Origin of the sequence: Dyadobacter sp. BHUBP1 (genome assembly GCF_050587785.1) — a bacterium.
GTDB lineage: Bacteria > Bacteroidota > Bacteroidia > Cytophagales > Spirosomataceae > Dyadobacter.
Window position 1 is genome coordinate 360,562 of record NZ_JBOBIH010000001.1, and the last position, 17,143, is coordinate 377,704.

Sequence of the window (17,143 nt, forward strand, 5' to 3'; positions counted from 1 at the left end):
GGTTGTTTATTACTTTTGCCAAAAAATCGATTTTGAATAAGAGGAAAATCATTAACGATCCGGTCTACGGGTTTATCTCCATCGCATCGGATCTGCTCTATGATCTGGTCGATCATCCTTACTTTCAGCGGCTTAGGAGGATAAGGCAGCTCGGCCTGGCCGATATCGTTTATCCCGGCGCACTGCACACACGTTTTCATCACGCCCTCGGCGCTATGCACCTCATGAGCCAGGCATTACGGACTTTACAGGAAAAAGGCCATATGATCTGGGAGCCTGAATCGGAAGGGGCGCAGGCGGCGATCCTGCTGCATGACCTTGGGCACGGGCCGTTTTCCCATGTGCTGGAAAGTGTGGTGCTCCCTGGTGTCCCGCATGAGGCGATTACGCTGGTGATGATGAAGGATCTCAATCGTCAGTTGAATGGTCGGCTCGACATCGCGATCCAGATGTTCGAAGGGAAATACCCGCGCAAATTTTACCACCAGATGATTTCCAGTCAGCTGGATATGGACCGGATGGATTACCTGAACCGGGATAGCTTCTATACAGGAGTCATCGAAGGGTCCATTGGCGCCGATCGCCTGATTAAGATGCTGGATATCAGTCATGATCAGCTGGTTGTCGAAGAGAAGGGGCTCTTGAGTATTGAAAACTTCCTGCATGCCCGCAGGCTCATGTACTGGCAGGTGTACCTGCACAAGACGCTCCTGAGCGCGCAGGCGATGCTCACGCAGATCATGCACCGCGCCCGTGAACTGGCGGCGGCAGGAGAGCAACTATTCGCGACGCCCGATTTTGCACGCTTTCTTTATAACCGTTTTACCCTCGCTGATTTCGATAATGAGCCCGATTTGCTGGCGGCATTCAACGGATTGGACGATAACGACGTATGGGCATCTGTAAAAGGCTGGAAAACGCACCCAGATTCCATTTTATCGACGCTGTGTCAAATGCTTCTGGATAGGAATCTGTTCAAAATCAGCTTTTTCAATGAGCCGCCGGGCGAGGAGGTACTTGGGCCGCTTCGTGCACGTCTGATAGCCCGGGGAATTTCCGAAACGGATATGAAATATTTCCTGATCAGCGGTGAAACCACCAATTGGGCCTATGCAAAAGAGCAGGACCCGATTCGCGTTAAAATGAAAAAGGGGAATTTGCTGGATATCGCCGATGCATCCGACATTCCGACCATCGAAGCCCTCACTAAGATTGTGCGCAAGTACTATGTATGTTGGGGTAAAAATGTATCTTTGCGTGGTTAATCAGGACCCTAAAAAGAAGGTAGAATTAATAATTTTTACAACGTACTCGAATACCATTACCCGAAATTAGCCGATAAAATATGAAATTTACTGTCAGCGAGATTGCTCAGATGCTGAATGGAACTGTTGTTGGAAATGATCAGATTACAATTAGTTCGGCTGCAAAAATTGAAGAGGGCCTGCCGGGTTGTATTTCTTTTCTGGCCAATAGCAAATATGAGCATTATATCTACTCCACACAGTCTTCGGCAGTAATTGTCAATAAAGATTTTACTCCCAAAAAAGATATTGCAGCGACGTTGATCTACGTCGAAAATGCCTATACCGCCTTCACAATCCTGTTGGAAGAATATCAGAAACGCCTCGCCGGCGTCAAGTCCGGGGTAGAGCAGCCTAGTTTCATTGGAGAGAACAGCCAGACAGGGGATAACTGCTACCGCGGCGCATTTTCCTATATCGGGAAAAATTGCGTGATTGGAAAAGAGGTGAAGATTTACCCGCAGGCCTGGTTGGGTGACGGAGTCGAGGTAGGCGATTATTCGGTGATCCATCCTGGCGTGAAAATTTATGACAACACGGTGATAGGCAAGAATGTGACGATTTTTGCTAATACGGTGATCGGTAGCGACGGCTTCGGTTTCGCGCCGCAGGCTGATGGCAGCTATAAGACAATCCCGCAGCTCGGAAATGTGGTGATAGAGGATAATGTAAGCATCGGCGCGAATGCGACAATCGACTGTGCGACGATGGGCTCGACCATTATCCGCCAGGGAGCGAAAATAGATAACCTGGTTCAGATTGCACATAATGTAGAGATTGGAAAAAATACCGTAATTGCGGCCCAGTCGGGTGTGTCCGGTTCTACCACTGTGGGTGATCAATGTGTGATTGCCGGTCAGGTTGGTTTGGTTGGACATATTACGGTAGCAAACAATACTAAGATCGGGGCTCAGAGCGGGCTTGGCAAATCCATTAAAAAGGAAGGCCTGTCGCTATCGGGCTCCCCCGCCAGGGAGCTGAACGAACATTTGCGGTCCATGGCGTTGGTGCGGAGGCTGCCTGAGCTGGAGGAACGACTGAAAGACCTGGAACGGAAGCAGGAAACGTCTGATTTTCAGTAGTCACAGCACCCGTACGCACCTTATTTAGAAAAGGAAATAGATATAATGAACGAAAAACAACAAACCATTTCTAAGTCTGTATCCGTAACTGGAGTGGGTTTACATACCGGTGTTGTCGCTACGATGACATTCGTGCCGGCACCAGCCAACCACGGGTACAAGTTTCAACGTGTTGACTTACCCGACCAGCCCATTGTTGATGCAGATGTCGATAATGTAGTGGATCTTTCCCGTGGCACTACCATCGAACAGAACGGCGCGAGAATCCACACGGTTGAACACACACTTGCCGCGCTGGTAGGTTTGCAGATCGATAACGTGCTGATCCAGCTCGATGGCCCTGAGCCTCCGATCATGGACGGCAGCTCCATCAAATTCGTGGATGCATTGCTGGACGCGGGTATCGAAGAGCAAAATGCTTACCGCAATTATTTCGAAGTTCCGGAATACGTTCATTATAAGAACAAGGATAAGGATACCGAACTGGTGGCACTGCCGCTTTCGGACTATCGCCTTACGGTGATGGTGGATTATAATTCCACAGTCATCAGCAGCCAGCACGCTTCACTGAATGATATCACACTGTTTAAAGACGATATCGCATCGTGCCGTACATTCGTGTTCCTGCACGAGCTGGAAGCATTGTACAAGCAGAACCTGATCAAAGGCGGGGACCTGACGAATGCGATCGTGATCGTGGACCGTGAGGTGAAAGATGGTGAACTGGATCACCTGTCGCAACTTTTGAATAAGCCGAAAGTGAGTGTCGACAAGTCCAAGGGGATCCTCAACAATGTGGATCTGCATTATTCCAATGAAATGGCGCGCCACAAGTTGCTCGATCTCATTGGTGACTTGGCGCTGGTAGGCCGGCCGATCAAGGCGCAGATCCTCGCTGCACGTCCTGGCCACGCGGCGAATGTGGCTTTGGCTAAAAAGATCAAAAAACTGATCAAATCCGGAAAAGGCGACATCCCGCAATACGATCCGAACAAGGCTCCCATATTCGATATCAACCAGATAGGCCAGTTGCTGGCGCACCGCTATCCGTTTCAGATGATCGATAAGATCATCGCTCTCGACGAAAACAGCGTCGTAGGGGTGAAAAACGTGACAATCAACGAACAGTTTTTTCTGGGGCACTTTCCGGGTAATCCGGTAATGCCCGGTGTCCTGCAGTTGGAAGCCATGGCGCAAACAGGAGGAATCCTCGTGCTTTCCAGCGTTCCTGATCCGGACAACTACTGGCCATACCTCATCGGAATCGACGCATGCCGCTTCCGCCGCAATGTTTTCCCGGGGGATACAGTTATTTTTAAATGCGAATTCACTTCCCCGATGAAGCGGGGAATAGTCAAAATGAGTGGCCGGGGATACGTAGCCGGACAGCTGGTGTGTGAAGCGGATATGATAGCAAGCCTGGTAAAGAAAAAATGACTCAATCATTAGCATATATCCATCCTGACGCTAAGATTGCTCAGAATGTAGAGATTGAACCTTTTGCAATGATTCACGCCGATGTTGAGATCGGGGAAGGATCTTGGATAGGATCACACGCTGTAATCAACTCCGGTGCGCGTATTGGTAAAAACTGTAAGATCTATCCTGGTGCCGTTGTTTCGGCAACGCCGCAGGATTTGAAATACAACAATGAATACACTCTGACGGTGATTGGCGATAATACGACGATTCGCGAGTATGCGACGATCAGTCGTGGTACCGAGGAGCACTGGAAAACGGTGGTAGGTTCCGACTGCCTGATCATGGCCTATGCGCACGTAGCGCACGACTGCCGGGTTGGTAACAATGTCATCATCGGTAATAATGTGCAAATGGCCGGGCACGTCCATGTGGGCGACTGGGCTATTGTGAGTGCATTGAGTGCTGTGCATCAATTTGTTAAAATCGGTATCCACGCATTTGTATCGGGTGCTTCGCTGGTGCGTAAAGACGTGCCTCCGTTTACCAAAGCCGCACGCGAGCCTATTTCCTACGTGGGTATCAACTCCGTCGGCTTACGCAGAAGAGGATTTACCAACGAGCAGATCATCGATATTCAGAATATTTATCGCTTCGTGTACATGAAGGGCCTCAACAACGCGGAAGCGCTTCAAAAGATCGAACTGGAAATGGCGCCTTCGGACGAACGCGACGAAATCATCAATTTTATCCGCAATTCGGAAAGGGGTATTATGAAAAGTCCGTTCCAGACAACCGGAGCAAGCGAAACGGAAGCTCAGTCTTGATGGAGGTTTCCTGGGGCAATAGGCTTTAAGCTATAAGCAATGGGCTGTAAGCCGGGCATGGCTGGTGGTTTTGATTCAATTATTTATAATGCAAAAAAGCTCCATTTGGAGCTTTTTTGCTATTCAATGACCGTGAGCCGGTCGCCTATCTTCAGTTCTCCAAAATCCTGCACCGTCACATTCTGTCCAAACAATATCTTGTTGCCGTAGCGCCGGTAAGTTGCCAACGTTTTTAACGGTTCTGCGCCTTTTTCTGCTGTTTCCGGATTAATGGTCGTGAGTACGCAGCGCGCGCAAGGCTTAACCACTTCGAAACGCAGGCCGCCAATGGTAATGTGCTTCCATTGGTCTTCGGCAAATGGCTCGGTGCCGCCGATCACGAAATTAGGGCGGAAACGCCGCATTTCGATCGGCTCCGCGAGGCGGCTGTTCAAATCATCGAGGGAAGCTTGTGAAATGACCAGGTAGGGAAAGCCGTCGGCAAAGCTTACATTTTCGTTGTGCCGTGCATAGCGTGGATCGGCCTTTCTTTCGGTCGAATCAGGCATTGTTACCAGCCGGAGTTTCATGCCAAGTTGCCGGCTGAGCCAGGCGTCGGCTTCGTCAGAAACAGTGAGTGCTTCCGCAGTATCGTCCCATACTTGCACGGTGACGGGAAATGCCGTTGCCGGTTCGTAGGGCACGAGTACAGAATCCGCCGGATCCGTCCGAAGGTATATTTTCAATCCCTTATCTTCCAATGCGACGTCTATTAACGCCATTTTTGAATGGGCGCGCTGTGTAATGAACACATTTCCTTCATCAATGATCATCCAGCGGCGATCGTACTGCAGCCCTCTTTCTTCGGTTAATGCTTTGGTGAGCCTGATCCCGCCGAGGGATTTGACGGGATAGACCCAGATTTCTGACAATGTCATGGCCATGAGTATTCGATGGTCGGCTTACGATTACGTTGATTTGCTGAATCTGTAACAAAAAGATTTCCGTCTTTGTCCACCAACAGGATTGCGGGAAAAAGAATGCCCGGGCAAAAGTGTCTCATACAATCGTTTTCGTCACCGGTGTTTCTAAAACTCCATCCTCGCAAGCGGGCTAACCGTCTGATCACTGAAATCGCCTGCTTCAAATTTGTAATGCGCCGCGATCGCGATCATGGCTGCATTATCGGTACAATATTCGAAAGCAGGAATATACACATTCCAGCCTAACTGGTCGCCGAGTTCCCGCAGCGATTTGCGCAAACCTGAGTTAGCGGACACGCCGCCGGCAATCGCAATCTCCTTAATCCCCGTTTCGCGGGATGCTTTTTTTAATTTTTTGAGGAGAATATCAATCAATGTAAACTGAATGCTCGCGCAAATGTCGGCGATATTTTCCTGGATGAAATCAGGGTTCTGGCGGACCTGTTTTTGGAGGAAATACAGAAACGAAGTTTTGATTCCGCTGAATGAAAAATCCAGCCCGGGCATTTCCGGAAGCGGGAATGGAAAGGCTTGCGGATTTCCCTGCGCGGCATATTTGTCGATCAGCGGACCGCCCGGATAGGGCAGGTCGAGCAGCTTGGCCGTTTTATCAAAAGCCTCTCCCACGGCGTCATCACGCGTTTCACCAATGATTTCCATGTCGAGCGGGCCGGTAACTTTCACGATCTGCGTATGCCCGCCGCTCACAGTAAGGCACAGGAACGGGAATGCGGGTTTGGGCTCGTCGATGAAGTGCGCCAGCACGTGCGCCTGCATGTGATTGATCTCGATCAACGGAATATCCAATCCGAGCGCCATCGACTTGGCGAACGAAGTCCCTACCAGCAAAGCCCCCAGTAAACCCGGCCCCTTGGTAAAAGCAATGGCATCCAGGTCTTTTTTTGCTATTTTTGCATCATTCAATGCTTTGTCCACTACCGGTAGAATGTGTTGCTGATGCGCTCTCGAAGCCAGCTCCGGGACGACGCCGCCGTACTGGGTATGGATGAGTTGTGTAGCAACAACATTGGAGCGGATATTCCCGTTTGTTATAACAGCTGCGGAGGTTTCGTCACAAGACGATTCAATGGCGAGGATATTCATACTGTGGAAAATATTCGCAAAATTAAGCATTAACAATAAGATAAGCAGTATCCCGCTGCGAAGCTATATATGTTAAAATTCCTGAAGGCGCTTGGTAATGGTCTGATCGTGGTTATCATCTTCGTGCTGCTGGCGCTTGGGATTGCTACCACCGCATTACAGCTTCCTTCCGTGCAAACCTGGGCGGTGCGGCACATAACGGCCGAGGTCTCCGGCAAGCTCGGGTATCCCATTTCCATTGAAAGGGTCAATATCAAATGGTTCGACGTGGTTTCGCTCGAGGGAGTTTCCGTGAAGGATTCTTCGGGCGCAGACATGATCGATGTCGGCCGGCTGGATGTCAATCTGAATGTCAACAACATTATCCGCGACTCGTCGAAGGAGATATTTCTCGACGAAGTCAATGTATACCGCCCTAACGTGCACCTGGTAATCGTGCCAAAATCGGGCGATCTCAATATCGACGGGTTCATTGCACGCATTAATGAGCTCACCGCCCCGGCAGTGCCCCGGCCACCGAACGCGCCTGAGAACAACACGCCTTTTATCATCGGCAAAGCCAAGGTGATCGACGGTACGTTTGGTTATGACGACCCCCGCCAGCCCCGCGATCGGGGTTCACGGGTATTTGACTACTCGCATTTCAGCCTCAAACACCTTTACGGAGAACTCAGCGATTTCCTTGTTCAGGGAGATACCATTGCTTTTCGTGCCAAAAACCTGAAAACCGTCGATAAGCAGACCGGCCTGGAAATGCACGACCTCGATACGAAATTCCTTTTCTGCCAGAAGAAAATGGAGTTGAAGGAGCTCGACGCACACATCGGCAATTCGCATTTGAAAGACGAGGTGATATTCTATTATAACCGCTCGGGTGAGTTGGGCGATTTCAATCACAAGATCCGCATGAAAGGGCACCTGGTAGGCAGCCGGGTGGATTCGCGGGATCTCGGGCTATTTTCGAGCTATATCGATGGCTTGAACGAAACCTGGCTGATATCGGGCGATTTCAATGGGAAGGTCGATGATTTTGTGCTCTCCAACACCGACCTGCATTTTGGCAAAAACAGCAGGCTCATCGGTGATATCGGTTTCAAAGGACTTCCTACAATTGAAGGCGTGCTGATGGACATCCGGCTGTCGGTCTCCAAAATCGACCCCGTCGACCTGGTTCAATATTACCCGGAATGGGACATGCACCCCGAGCTGCAAAAATTCGGTTACACGCTGCTGGATGGTACATTCAAAGGAACACTGGAAGACTTTGCGGTGAATGCTTCGGCTTCGTCGGAGCTGGGCGAGTTGTCCGGCGACCTGGTGTTCCATATTGCAGATGCCAGAACGACCACCTATTCGGGTGAAGTGAAAACAGCGGCTTTCAATCTGGGTACTTTGCTGGAAGACGAAGATAACTGGCAGGAGCTGGATTTTGAAGGAAAGGTTTACGGGAAGGGACTGGAGCTATCGGTGGCTTCCGCTGATATGAACGCGCTGGTGCACCGGGTGGGCTTCAGGAATTATGATTATAAGAACATCCGGCTGAGGGGCAATCTGCAAAATCAGTATTTCAATGGATTGGTAAGTGCCCGAGACAGTAACTTGATCGTAAACCTCGATGGGGAATTCGACCTTTCGAAACAACAGAACTTGTTCGACGTAAGAGGCCTCATTGAAAGGGCCAATTTGAAGGAACTGGGTCTCAGCGAAGATCCGATTACCCTCCGCACGCAATTGAATGTGAATGTGACGGGTAATACAGTGGATGAGCTCGTAGGTAATGCCAAATTGCTGAATACCTACCTCGTGATGACCAATAAGGAGCGTAACCTCGTCGTGGATACGCTCGTGCTGTCTTCCAGGAATCACCTCGGCAAGCGCCGCTTGCAGCTTGACAGCGAGTTTCTGACAGCGAAGGTGGAAGGAAATTTCCTACCCACTCAGGCCTGGAAGGATGTGAGCCAGGTTTTGGAAGAGTATAAATTGTATTTCTTTGAAAACGAGGCCAGCCGGAACGAATACTACGCCCGGAAGCCGTTGAAGATGCTGTCGCGGAGGTACGATATCGACTACTCGGTCCAGACGCACAACCTCTCGAAATTCCTGGCCTTCCTGAGTCCGGATATCTACATTTCGCGCGGCGCAAAGGCGGAAGGAATTTTTAAAATGGATAATACGGCCGTGCTGACTTTCAATGCGGTATCAGACACGGTGAGTTATGGAAAAAACCATTTCATGAATGCAGAAGTGGATGTTACCACCTCGAAATTCGTCAACAGCGCCGAAGTACTCGCATCCATTCTAGTGACTTCCGAGAAGCAGCAGATCAGCAAGATGGTGCCTACCGAAAAAATGGAGTTGGAAGGCACCTGGGATGTGGACCACATCGACTTCAATGGTGCAGTTCATCAGTTCAAAAGTACCAACCGGGCCAATCTGGCGGGGGAAATACGGTTCCTGCCGGCGGGTTTGGATATTGGTTTCAAAAATTCAAAACTCAATCTGCTGGATGAAGAATGGAACGTGCCTTCGGAAAGCCTGATCTCGATTGTGGGCGACGATATTACGATGTCGAACCTTGGCCTGGTGAGTGGTAAGCAGCGCATTTTCCTTAGCGGAACTGCGTCCGAAGATCCGGAAAAGAGCCTTTTGCTGGATATTAAAAACTTCAAACTGGCCAGTTTGAACCCCGTGTTCAATACCAAATTATCGGGGATCATGGATGGCTCGGCGAAGGTGAAAGACATTTATAACAGCGTCATTCTGGATGCTAATTTTGCGATCGAAGGCCTTGGGTACGGTCAGTACGAGTTCGGGAACCTGCTTGGCACCGGCGATTGGGACCAAACCACGAGCGAGTTGCAGATCGACGCCCAACTGAGCAAAAACGCGCGGCGGGTTTTCAGCCTGGTGGGATCATACCGTCCGAAACTCGAAGCAAATACGCTGAACTTGAAAGCCATTTTCAATCAGGCTGATTTCAAAGCGCTTGAACCTTTCGCCGAGGGGCTCGTATCCGACATCAGTGGAACGGCGCAGGGAGTGGTATCGATCAGGGGCGTGGTGGATGCCCCCATTTTGGAAGGCTCGCTTACCGTGGACAAGGGCCGGATGAAGTTCGATTACCTGCAATCGGTCTTTACATTCAGCGATAAAATCAATTTTTCAGAAAGTGAGATCACGGGCAACAATATTCTCGTCACCGATTCCGACGGCAATACGGCGACATTGCGCGGCGGGGTCTTTCATGACGGTTTCAAATACTTCTCCCTCGGCTTCAATGCGGATCTTCGCAATTTCAAAATTTTGAATACCACAGCGAAGGACAACGACATGTTCTACGGAACGGCCTACGTAACCGGCCCGGTGGCAGTGTACGGCCCAATCGATAAGCTGAATATCGAAGCCAACGTGACCAGTAACAAAGGTACGCGCATTCACATACCGCTGGACGGCGCTACCGAGGTGGCGACGCAGGATTATATTCAGTTTGTGAGTAAAATGGTGCCCTCCGACAGTACGGCAGGCGCGCCCGCAGCCGACTCCATCGCCAGGAGCCAGATTGCCGGCGGGATCAAAATGGATTTCAACTTCAACCTTACCCCCGACGCGACCTGTGAGATTATCTTCGACCGGCAAACCGGCGACGTGCTGCGCGGAAACGGAAGCGGGCGTCTTAACCTGAACATCGACACGCAGGGCGATTTCACGATGGCGGGAACGTACGAGATCGAAAAGGGCGAGTATAATTTTACGTTGCAGAATGTTATCAACAAGAAATTTAATATCAAACCGGGCAGCAGGATCATCTGGGCGGGAGATCCCTATGGCGCGCAGCTCGATGTGAAAGCAGGCTATACCCAAATGGTTTCGCTGGCAGGCGTGTTGCCTAACACCGGGAATCTGGGTAACAACAGCGGGGATGCATTGTCGAGAAGGTATCCCGTGGAAGTGACGATCGGGCTGTCCGAGCGGTTGATGTCGCCCACGATCCGATACGACCTCAAAATCCTGGATAATCCCTCTTTAAGCGCTTACCGTGGTCAGCTGGAAGCATTTCAGAACAAGCTGAAATCCGACGAACAGGAGCTGAGCCGGCAGGTAAGTAGCTTGCTGGTAGTGAACCAGCTTTTGCCTGAAAGCAGCCTGGCCACAGTAGGCAGCCAGAACTTCCTCGGAAGTAGTATCAGTGAACTCGTATCGAACCAGATCAGCCGCTGGGCCTCGGGCATTAACGAAAATCTGGAAGTAGGTGTTTCGGGCCTTTCACTGGATCAGAATGCATTGAATAATTTGCAGTTACGCTTCTCATACCGGTTCCTGAACGACCGCTTTCGTGTCACGCGCGATGGCCGCTTTACCTCCGGGACGCAATCGCAGACGGGCGCCTCGCAATACGATGCGGCGAGTTTGCTTGGCGAATGGACATTAGAATACTGGCTGAATGCTAAAGGTACGGTGCGGGTGAAAGCCTATAACCGTAACATACAGAACAACCTGGTGTTCAACAGCGGCACCTTTACAACCGGCGGTGTGAGTATGCAGTTTACCCATAGCTTCAACCGCTTTACCCGTTCGCCGAAGCCTGGCGTGCAGATACCTTTTCTGCCTGCGGACTCTGTTCGCCAGAATGCCCCGCAGGATGCCCCGCAGGATGCCAAGCAGGATACAACAAGAAAACTGATTTCAGAAAAAGACACTACACGCTAGCACCAGCCGCCAGTTCCTGCTTGATCGCATGAATGCGGTCGTTGAAATGCAGACCGGGAAAATCGAGGCTGGGTACGCAGGTGGCGCCCAGGTAATCCATTACCTCCTTCGGATGCGGTACGCGTTGCCCGGAGGCAATGCTGATATGCTTGGAAGTGGTCCAAAGCACTGTTTTGAGCTCGGTACGGAGGTCGTTTGTCATGAAATACTCCGTTACCATCGTATCTTCATTATAGTAGATCACGCGCGAGGTAATGCGCACCCACTCGCTGATACGCGCAGGCCTTACGTACGCGATCTGGTGCTGGTACACGACCCAGCTCGTGCGTAGCTCACGGAACATTGCCTCGAAACTGAAACCATACAGTTTGGAAACCTGATCTTCCCGTGCATTGAAGAAGTAATCGAAGTATTTGGAATTGTTCAGATGCATCAGCGGGTCGCAATCCTGAAAACGGATGATCACCCTCGATTCCGCTTCGACGGGCATGTCGGATAGTTTGGCGGTAAACAGCATGGTTTTTAATTTTTCTTGTTAGAAGTGTCATTCTCCGCGGTACCGCACGGCCAGCCCGCTCAGTATATAGCCTTCCTTGTTCACGCTCGTGTAGTATTTGTATTTGACGTTGATAATCGCATCGGCGCCGATTTTCTGGGCCTTCATTACCAGTCGCGCGGTCAGGAGCTCTTTCGTCTTCGCATCGTTTCCGCGGAACATCATTCTTTTGTCCTTGGTTTGGTCGGCCGTGAGGGAATCCTCGCTGCTGATTTCCACCACCGCCAGTTCGGAATAGGGGCGTTCCAGCGGCTGGTTATCGTACAGGACCTCGATCGGATACTTGGTATTGGATGAAATAGGTATTCCATTTCCTGCGCAGGCCGAAAGCATTATTGCCGCAAAGAAGGAACACAGGTACGGGGCACTTTTACTCGTATTCATTATTTTGAAATGAGGGACATGTTTGAAAATTCATATGCAACCCATACACGCCTCATACGACATTATGTTGCAACGTATATATTTTGCCATTTGTCACCAATCCATTGGTAAATGTGATATTCTGCACTATTTTCAAGGATTATAAATCTAAACTAATGGTTTTTAATATGGTCATGAAATCTAAAAGAACAAATTTGTTCAGGCACGGCTCGCTGGTCGGAATGATGCTCGCCGTAATGCTGGCAATGCCTTCCGAGGCACAGCAGCTGCCCAAAGGCGTTACAAAAGTGACGTCGGTCGAAGGGATTACAGAATACAATCTCGAGAACGGCCTGAAAGTACTGATGTTCCCCGATCCGTCAAAGCCGACCATCACGGTGAATGTTACCTACCTGGTAGGCTCGCGCCATGAGGGTTATGGAGAAACAGGGATGGCGCACTTGCTCGAACACCTGGTGTTCAAGGGCTCTCCGAGGCATATTAACATTCCACAGGAGCTCACCGAGCATGGTGCACGACCGAATGGCACCACGTGGTACGACCGTACCAATTATTTTGAAACCTTCGCGGCTTCCGACGAGAACCTCAAATGGGCGCTCGACCTCGAATCCGACCGGATGGTAAACTCATTTATCGCTAAAAAGGACCTTGATAGTGAATTCAGCGTAGTGCGCAATGAGTTCGAATCGGGCGAAAACAGTCCGTTCCGCGTGCTAATGCAGCGGGTTATTTCGGGCGGCTACCTGTGGCACAATTATGGCAAATCGACGATCGGTAATCGCTCCGACATCGAGCGTGTACCCATTGAAAATCTGCAAGCGTTCTACAAAAGATATTACCAGCCCGATAATGCAGTGCTGACCGTCGCCGGAAAGATCGACGAGCCTAAAACACTGGCGTTGATCAACGATTATTTTGGCAAAATACCCAAACCGACTCGCGTTCTCCCGCAGTCCTACACCGTCGAGCCTACCCAGGACGGCGAGCGCTTTGTAGAGCTGAAAAGAACCGGCGATGTGCAAATGCTGATGGCGATGTACCATATCATGCCCGGCTCGCACGCCGACTACCCGGCAATGGAGGTACTCACCGAAGTACTTACCACCGAGCCGAACGGCAGATTGTATAAAAACCTCGTGGACACGAAGAAAGCTTCGTCGCAATTTGGATACACATTCCAGCTATACGATCCCGGTTTCGTGTTGTTCGGGGCTGAGATCCTGAAAGAGAAATCTCTTGACGAAGCGAAAAAGGCATTTATTGCTACGCTGGATTCTACCGCCACTTTCAAACCGTCGAAAGAAGATGTAGAACGGGCCAAAACAACGATTCTCAAAAACTGGGACCTCGAATTCCGGAACTCGGAAAGGGTAGGGTTGAGTATCAGCGAGTCCATCGCCACCGGCGACTGGCGGCTGGCATTCCTTTTCCGTGACAATATCCGCAAAGTAACACCTGAGGACGTAGCCCGGGTTGCACAATATTATTTCAAACCATCCAACCGCACACTGGGAACGTTCATGCCGGAAGCTAATCCGGTGCGGGCCGAAATTCCCGAAGCGCCGAAAGTAGCCGACCTCGTAAAAGATTACAAAGGCGAGGCCGTGGTAGCGGAAGGTGAGGCATTCGATCCTTCGCCAGCGAATGTAGAAAGCCGTACAACGCGGGTAGAGAAGCCAAACACCATTGAAACTGCATTGCTTCCTAAAAAGACCCGCGGGAATGTAGTAGCGGCGCGCATTTTCCTCCGCTTCGGTGACGAGAAGAGCCTGCAAAACAAGGCCACAATCTCCGACCTGACCGGCTCGATGCTTGACAAGGGCACCAAAACCAAAACGCGCCAGCAAGTGAAAGATGAATTTGACCGCCTGAAAGCACGTGTCAGCTTCTTCGGTAATACAAACCAGGCGGGGGCGAGTATCGAAACCACCAAAGAGAACCTGCCTGCCGTGATGAAACTGGTAGCAGAAGTATTGAAAACCCCTGCATTCGACGAAAACGAGTTTGAAAAACTGAAACAGGAGGAGCTCGCGGGCATCGAATCGCAACGCAGTGAACCACAGGCCATCGCGTTTAATCAATACCGCCGCATTACCTCGCCCTATCCGAAAAGCGATGTGCGCTACGTCGGTACATTCGATGAGGACGTCGAGAGTATTAAGGCCACGACCATCGATCAGATCCGGCAGTTTCACAAGGAGTTTTATGGAGCTAATAATGCTTCGGCGACCGTGGTGGGCGATTTCGATAAGGATGTGATCCAGAAAATCCTGAACGACGAATTCGGAAACTGGAAAAGCGCCAAGCCATTCACCCGCATAAGCTCGCCTTATCAGCCTGTAAAAGCCGAAAACAAGGCGATCGAAACGCCGGACAAGGCCAATGCGATGTTTGTCGCCGGATTGAATATGCCCCTGCAGGACACCGATCCTGATTACCCGGCATTGATTATGGGTAATTATATGCTCGGCGGAGGCTTCCTGAACTCGCGCCTCGCTACCCGCATTCGTCAGAAGGAGGGGTTGAGCTACGGCGTGGGCTCGCAATTCTCGGCCAGCCCGCTGGATAAGAACGGGACATTCATGTCGTATGCCATTTATGCTCCTCAAAATGCGGAGAAACTGGAAGCGGCGTTCAAAGAGGAAATCGAAAAGGTCATGAAGGAAGGGTTTACAGCGGATGAGTTGAAGGCTGCCAAATCGGGATATCTGCAGTCGCGGCAGGTGGCGCGCTCGCAGGATGCATCCCTCACCACCACGCTTAGCAGCAACCTTTATCTAAACCGTACCATGCAATGGGATGCCGATTTTGAGAAGAAAATAGAAGCATTGACACCGGAACAGATCAAAGCTGCATTTAACAAGCATATTGACTACAACAAGCTCGTGATCATCAAAGCCGGTGATTTTGAGAAGGCCAAAAAAGGCGTTCAAACGGGGGGAGCCCCTGCGCAACTTGGTGGAAGCGATAAAAAATAAGATTAAAATAAAATTAAGATTCAGAGAGCCGGTCGTGAAAAGCACGCCGGTTTTCTGCTTTTAAACGTAGTACATCTTTATCTTTGCCGAGTAATATTTACACGGAACCTCACGCTGTCAATAGCATCACAATGAAATTGATCCATCATCCGCTTCTCCGAGTTTTGTTCGCGGGACTCGTCATTATTCAACCTGTTTTGGCCCAAACCAAAAGTAAAACGGGCGGGGCGGCTTCCCCGGCTGCAACCAGGCTGGAAAGGCCCAAGCTGGTAGTCGGCATGGTCGTCGACCAGATGCGTTACGATTACCTGTACCGCTATTACGACAAATATAAAGAAGGCGGTTTGAAAAGGCTCATCAATGAGGGTTTCAACTGCCGTAACAACCATTACCATTACGCATTGACCGTAACAGCGGCAGGGCATTCGGCTGTGTATACGGGCTCGATGCCGGCTATGAATGGCATTGTGGGTAATGACTGGTATGACGTTGCGCAAGCTAAAAACGTGTATTGTACAGATGACAACACAGTAGCAACGGTGGGAAGCAGTAATGTGACGGTAGGCAAAATGTCACCGCGAAATCTGCTCGTTACAACTGTTACGGATCAGCTTCGTATCGCCACCAACTTTCGTTCGAAAACCATTGGCGTAGCGATCAAAGACCGCGCCTCCATTCTGCCGGCCGGTCACGCGGCATCAGGTGCCTACTGGTTTGATTCCAAAACCGGGAATTTCGTGACAAGTACTTATTATATGGACAAATTGCCACAATGGGTTGCCGATTATAACGGCCTGAAAAAGCCTGCCGAGTACATGGGCAAAGGCTGGAATACATTGTTGCCTATTGGAGAATATACCCAAAGCTCACCGGACGATGTGCCCTGGGAAGGGAAACTCTCGACGGCTACCAAGCCGGTATTCCCGCATGACCTAACAGGCAATGCAGGTGATGCATACGGCCCGATGACAACTTCGCCATGGGGCAACACGATTACCAAAGAAATGGCTATCGCCGCAATCAAGGGCGAAAACCTAGGCAAAGGTGCCGACACTGACTTCCTCGCCGTTAGCTTTTCTTCGCCCGATCGTATCGGCCATATGTTTGGGCCGAACTCGGTAGAGCAGGAGGACGACTACCTGAAACTGGATCGCGAGTTCGCTGATTTCTTCAACTTCCTCGATAGCTGGGCAGGCAAGGGCAATTACACCGTATTCCTCACCGCCGACCACGGCGCCATGGATGTGCCCGCATTCTGGCAGGAGCATAAGCTGCCTGCGGGCCTGCTAAGTGCCACCACCACCCTGACACGCACCATCGTGAAGACGCTGAACGATGCCTACGGCGAGGCGGAATATGTTTCTGCATTTGAAAACTACCAGCTTTACCTCAACAAGGCGATCCTGAAAGAGAAGAAAATCACAGTGAGCGATGTGTACCAGACATTGCGCGACGCGCTTCTGGCCGTGGATGGCGTAGCCGACGTGATTAACCTGCGCGACATGGGTAAAGCACCATTGAATACCTATCAATTGGAGCTGTTTAAGAACAACATCAATGCCAAGCGCAGCGGCGATTTGCAGGTGTTGCTGCAACCGGGCTGGTTTGCTTCGACCATGAGCACCGGTACCGACCACGGCACGCCTTACAATTACGATACACACGTGCCTTTCCTGCTGTATGGCTGGGGTATCAACAAGGGGGAAACGCTTCGTCGTACCTCTATTGCTGACATTGCTCCTACCATTTCAGCATTGCTGCACATTCTGCCCCCAAGCGGCAACGTAGGTAATCCAGTGCAGGAAGCATTGAAAAAGTAA

The 17,143-nt window shown here is 50.6% G+C and carries 11 protein-coding genes; 7 read left to right on the forward strand and 4 right to left on the reverse strand.

All coding sequences use genetic code 11. From position 1 onward, the window contains the following. Positions 1–29 precede the first annotated feature (29 nt). From ACQ4MZ_RS01445 to lpxA, 4 genes are all read left to right on the forward strand, one after another. Positions 30–1,265, forward strand: a complete 1,236-nt coding sequence (locus tag ACQ4MZ_RS01445; RefSeq protein WP_430843794.1) for an HD domain-containing protein — start codon at positions 30–32, stop codon at positions 1,263–1,265. Positions 1,266–1,345: 80 nt separating this feature from the next. Then, on the forward strand, positions 1,346–2,386 hold the full coding sequence (gene lpxD / locus ACQ4MZ_RS01450; RefSeq protein ID WP_430842236.1) for a UDP-3-O-(3-hydroxymyristoyl)glucosamine N-acyltransferase: 1,041 nt from the start codon (positions 1,346–1,348) through the stop codon (positions 2,384–2,386). A gap of 45 nt (positions 2,387–2,431) precedes the next feature. Further along, positions 2,432–3,823, forward strand: coding sequence for a bifunctional UDP-3-O-[3-hydroxymyristoyl] N-acetylglucosamine deacetylase/3-hydroxyacyl-ACP dehydratase (locus ACQ4MZ_RS01455; RefSeq protein ID WP_430842238.1), 1,392 nt, complete (start codon positions 2,432–2,434; stop codon positions 3,821–3,823). Further along, complete coding sequence (gene lpxA, locus ACQ4MZ_RS01460) at positions 3,820–4,632, forward strand: acyl-ACP--UDP-N-acetylglucosamine O-acyltransferase (protein ID WP_430842240.1); 813 nt, start codon at positions 3,820–3,822, stop codon at positions 4,630–4,632. Before ACQ4MZ_RS01455 ends, lpxA begins: the two co-directional genes overlap by 4 nt. A gap of 119 nt (positions 4,633–4,751) precedes the next feature. On the opposite strand, the gene ACQ4MZ_RS01465 is transcribed toward lpxA, so the two are convergent. Both ACQ4MZ_RS01465 and tsaD read right to left on the reverse strand, forming a co-directional pair. Next, the gene (locus ACQ4MZ_RS01465; protein ID WP_430842242.1) at positions 4,752–5,555 is read right to left on the reverse strand and encodes an MOSC domain-containing protein; all 804 of its coding nucleotides are present in this window, start codon (positions 5,553–5,555) and stop codon (positions 4,752–4,754) included. A gap of 144 nt (positions 5,556–5,699) precedes the next feature. Then, positions 5,700–6,698 carry a tRNA (adenosine(37)-N6)-threonylcarbamoyltransferase complex transferase subunit TsaD gene (gene tsaD / locus ACQ4MZ_RS01470; protein WP_430842244.1) on the reverse strand — a complete coding sequence of 333 codons (999 nt, stop codon included), beginning with the start codon at positions 6,696–6,698 and terminating at the stop codon, positions 5,700–5,702. Positions 6,699–6,767: 69 nt separating this feature from the next. Between tsaD and ACQ4MZ_RS01475 the strand changes: the two genes are divergently transcribed. Beyond that, positions 6,768–11,405 carry a translocation/assembly module TamB domain-containing protein gene (locus tag ACQ4MZ_RS01475; protein ID WP_430842246.1) on the forward strand — a complete coding sequence of 1,546 codons (4,638 nt, stop codon included), beginning with the start codon at positions 6,768–6,770 and terminating at the stop codon, positions 11,403–11,405. Here the strand turns inward: ACQ4MZ_RS01475 and ACQ4MZ_RS01480 are convergent. Continuing rightward, the gene (locus ACQ4MZ_RS01480; RefSeq protein ID WP_430842248.1) at positions 11,395–11,922 is read right to left on the reverse strand and encodes an acyl-CoA thioesterase; all 528 of its coding nucleotides are present in this window, start codon (positions 11,920–11,922) and stop codon (positions 11,395–11,397) included. The two genes, ACQ4MZ_RS01475 and ACQ4MZ_RS01480, sit on opposite strands and share 11 nt — an antisense overlap. Positions 11,923–11,949: 27 nt before the next feature. After that, positions 11,950–12,345 (reverse strand): hypothetical protein, encoded by a 396-nt coding sequence (locus ACQ4MZ_RS01485; RefSeq protein ID WP_430842249.1) that lies wholly within the window; start codon positions 12,343–12,345, stop codon positions 11,950–11,952. 167 nt (positions 12,346–12,512) lie between these two features. Here ACQ4MZ_RS01485 and ACQ4MZ_RS01490 point away from each other — a divergent pair, with 167 nt between their 5' ends. Both ACQ4MZ_RS01490 and pafA read left to right on the forward strand, forming a co-directional pair. Beyond that, complete coding sequence (locus tag ACQ4MZ_RS01490; RefSeq protein WP_430842251.1) at positions 12,513–15,323, forward strand: M16 family metallopeptidase; 2,811 nt, start codon at positions 12,513–12,515, stop codon at positions 15,321–15,323. Between the two features lie 131 nt (positions 15,324–15,454). Continuing rightward, entirely contained in the window at positions 15,455–17,143 is a 1,689-nt protein-coding gene (gene pafA, locus ACQ4MZ_RS01495) for an alkaline phosphatase PafA (protein ID WP_430842253.1), read from the forward strand.